Origin of the sequence: Corallococcus sp. AB049A (assembly GCF_003668885.1) — a bacterium.
Taxonomy (GTDB): domain Bacteria; phylum Myxococcota; class Myxococcia; order Myxococcales; family Myxococcaceae; genus Corallococcus; species Corallococcus interemptor.
Map to the genome: position 1 here is coordinate 1 of NZ_RAWL01000629.1, position 3,564 is coordinate 3,564.

Consider the following 3,564-nt stretch of genomic DNA (forward strand, 5'->3'; position numbering starts at 1 on the left):
GCGGAGGGTGACGCGGCGGCGGAGGTGCAGTCGCACCGAGAAGCTTCGCTGCGCGCGGCGGAGGAGGCGAGGGACGCGGCGGCGCGGCGGGCGACGCAGGAGGCGATGCTCCAGGAGGCTCGGCGTGCGCAGTCGCGCGCGGAGGCGACGCAGGGGCTGGCCTCGCACCGCGCGGCGCTGCATGCCGGTGAGCCGTGCCCGCTGTGCGGCGCGCTGGAACACCCGTATGCACGGGAGGGTTCCGCGCTGGAGGGCCTGGTCGCGGAGGCCGCGGCCCGGGTGCTGGAGCTGGAGTCCGCGCGCGCTATCGCGGCGAAGCAGGAGAGCGCGGCGAGCGTGCTTCAGGCGACCGCGGACACGGCCGCGACCCAGGCCGAGGCCCGGCGCGACACGGCGGCCCGCAAGCGCACGGCACACCGTGAAGCCTGGCGCGCGGCGCGCGAACGGTGGACCCGTGCGGTGCTGCCGGGTGAAGACGCGGCGAAGTCGGAGGCAGACGCCGATGTGGCAGCCCGGCGTTCAAGCTCGGCCGCTGCCAATGCCGTGCCTCCCGAGGACGCGGAAGCGGCCACCGCCCAGGCGTGGATCCGCTCGGCCCAGGAGGACGTGCGCTCGCGGCTCGCGACCCTTCGTGATGAAGAGGCCTCCGCGGAAGCCCGCGCCGGTGCTGCTCGCGAGGCCCGCGCCCTGCTGGAGACCCGGCGCACCCGGCGCGAGGGCGCGGCCGATGCCCTTCGCAAGGCCGAGGACGCTCAGTCCCGCGCGGCGCAGTCCCACCGGGACGCGCTGCTTCGCCGGGACACCGCCCGTGACGCCCGCGAGCGCGCCCTGACCGAAGTGTCCCCTCCCTTCGCCAGTGAAGAGGCCACCTGGAAGGACAAGCTCGCCGCCGACCCCGCTCGCTTCCAGAGCCGGTGCCTGGAGCGCGTGACGAAGTGGCGCGAAAAGCTCGCGGAGCTGGAGGCCTCCCGCAAGCGCCTGGAGGAACAGCAGGTCCTGCGCGCCCGCGAGGAGGTCCGTCTCCAGGACCGCCATGAGGACGCGGAGACCGCCGCCCACCGCGCGAGCCTCAAGGACACCGCCTTCCAGGAGGCGTCCAAGGCCCGCTCCCGGCTGCTCCAGGGCCGCCCCACGCAGGAGGTGCGCGCGGAGGTCCAGGCTCGCGTCGACGCCGCCCAGGCCGCCTACGAGCGCGCCCGCGAGGACTCCGAAGCCCTCCAGCAGGCGGAGAAGGTCGCCACCGCCCGCGCCGAGGACGCCGTGCGCCTGCGCTCCGAGGCCGCCCTTACCCTGGAGCGCGCCCAGGCCGTCCTCGCGGAACGCCTCGCCGGCAACGGCACCACCCTGGACGAACTCAAGGCCCTGCTGGCGCGCGGCGCCGCCTGGTGCGACGCAGAGGCCCGCGCGCTCAATGCCCTGCGCGAGTCCGTGGCCCAGGCCCGCGCCATCCTCGTGGAGCGCCGCGAGCGCCGCGTCCGCCACGAAGCCTCCGGCCTCCCCACCCTCGCGGAAGCGGACGTCGCGGAACTCTGCGAGCGCCTGCGCACCGACGTGGAGGTGCGCCGCCGCGCGGAGGCCCTGCTGCGCGCGAAGCTGGACACCGACGACGCCGCCCGCGCGCGCCATGGCGCGGAGGCCCGGGCCCTGGAGCAGCGCCGCGCCGACGCGGAGGTGTGGAAGACGCTGGGCGACCTCATCGGTTCGCACGACGGCAAGAAGTTCAAGGTCTTCGCCCAGAGCCTCACCCTGGACGCGCTGCTGCTGCACGCCAACGCGCACCTGCGCGAGCTGGCCCGCCGCTACCGCCTGGAGCGCGTGCCCGGCCATGACCTGGACCTCCAGGTGGTGGACGGCGACATGGGCGACGAGGTCCGCAGCGTCGCCAGCCTCTCCGGCGGCGAGAGCTTCCTCGTGTCGCTGGCGCTCGCGCTGGGCCTGGCCTCGCTGTCGTCGGAGACGACGCAGGTGGAGACCCTCTTCATCGACGAGGGCTTCGGCACGCTGGACCCGGAGACGCTGGAGGTCGCGCTGGCCACGCTCGACGCGCTCCAGGCCACCGGCCGCCAGGTGGGCATCATCTCCCACGTGAGCGGGCTCGCCGAGCGCATCGGCGTGCAGGTGCGCGTGGTGAAGCAGGGCGGTGGCCGCAGCAAGCTCGTCGTCGAGGGCGACGCGGGGATGGTCGTGCCGGCCGGCCAACAGGTGGCCTGATTCCAGGGCCGGGGACACCCGTCCCGGCCGTCAGCCCGTCACCGGCTCCGCGCCCATCAGGCCGCGCACCACCGCGGCCACGGCCAGCGGCGTCGCCACGCGGTCGTCGCTCAGCGCCGCCAGCGCCCGCGCGAACTGCTCCGCGGAGGAGAAGCGCTGCGACGGGTGCGGCGCGAGCGCCCTGTCCAGCACCAGCGCCAGCGGATCCGACACCTCCGGCGCCACCATGCGCACCGGCGTCACCCGCAGGCCCCGGATGGACGCCTCCACCTCCTCGGCCGTCCCGTCCGGATAGGGCGACTCCAGCGACAGGAGCTCATAGAGCAGCACCGCCGCCGCCCACAGGTCCACCGCCACGGAGACCTCGCCCGCGAGCAGCTCCGGCGAGCGGTAGTTCTGCTTGCCCACCCGCCGGAGGTCCATCGCCAGCCCCGCGCGCGAGCGGGCCACGCCGAAGTCCGCCAGCTTCACCTCTCCGCCGCGCGACAGCAGCACGTTGTGCGGGGACACGTCGCAGTGCACCAGCGCCAGCGGCAGGCCCTTGGCGTTGGTGGCCTTGTGCGCGTACGCCAGCGCCTCCAGCACGTGGCGCACCATCATCACGGAGATGTCGATGGGCAGCTCGATGCGCCGGCGCCGGCACTGCGCCAGCACGCGCCCCAGGTCCGTGCCGTCCACCAGCTCCAGCGCCAGGTAGGGCCCGTCCGCCAGCTCGCCGTACTCGCGGAAGCCCACGATGTGCGGGTGGTCCAGGCACCGGGCCAGCTCCCCTTCGTGCAGCAGCTGCTCGCGCGCCTCCGCGTCGCGCAGGCGCTCCGGCCGCACGCGCTTGAGGGCCACCTCCTCGCCCGCACGCGGGCCCTGGAGCATCCGCGCGCGGAACACCTCCGCGTTGCCGCCGCGCCCCAGCCGCGACAGCAGCTGGAACCGGCCCAGGTCGCGCGGCCACTCCGGTGTCTGTCCTTCCTCCAACGTCACGCCTTCTCCCCGGCCAGGCTCGCCAGGTAGCCGTCCAGCGTCGACGCGAAGGTGGCGTCGTCGCTCAGGAAGGCCAGCCCCACGCCCCCGGTGTACTGATCATCCACCACGTGCACCACCAGCGCCTCGCCCTGCAGCCGCTGGCCGTTGGGCAGCTTCACGTCCACGGTGACGACGCTGTCCTGCGGCGGGCGGTGCGCCGTGCGCACGAAGAGTCCCCCGTTGCTGATGTTCAGCGCGTGCTCGCGCACGAAGTCCAGCTCCGTGCGGAACTCCATCTCCAGCTTCACCGCGAAACGCCGGGCGCGGCGCTGGGGTTCGTCACCAGAGGCCGCGGGGGACGACGCGGGCTCCGGCGCCGGCGTGCTCGCGGGG

At 74.8% G+C, this 3,564-nt stretch carries 3 protein-coding genes; 1 reads left to right on the forward strand and 2 read right to left on the reverse strand.

The window, feature by feature from the left end; all coding sequences use genetic code 11:
• A partial coding sequence (locus tag D7X55_RS37410; RefSeq protein ID WP_304988916.1) for an SbcC/MukB-like Walker B domain-containing protein occupies positions 1–2,211 on the forward strand: 2,211 nt, incomplete at its 5' end.
• Between the two features lie 30 nt (positions 2,212–2,241).
• Here D7X55_RS37410 and D7X55_RS37415 read toward each other — a convergent pair.
• Together D7X55_RS37415 and D7X55_RS37420 are read right to left on the reverse strand one after the other, a co-directional pair.
• A complete protein-coding gene (locus D7X55_RS37415; protein ID WP_199747317.1) occupies positions 2,242–3,189 on the reverse strand; it encodes a serine/threonine-protein kinase in 948 nt (315 codons plus the stop codon).
• Positions 3,186–3,564: TIGR02266 family protein (locus D7X55_RS37420; protein ID WP_121725528.1), on the reverse strand; the 379-nt coding region annotated here is incomplete at its 5' end. The genes D7X55_RS37420 and D7X55_RS37415, both read right to left, overlap by 4 nt.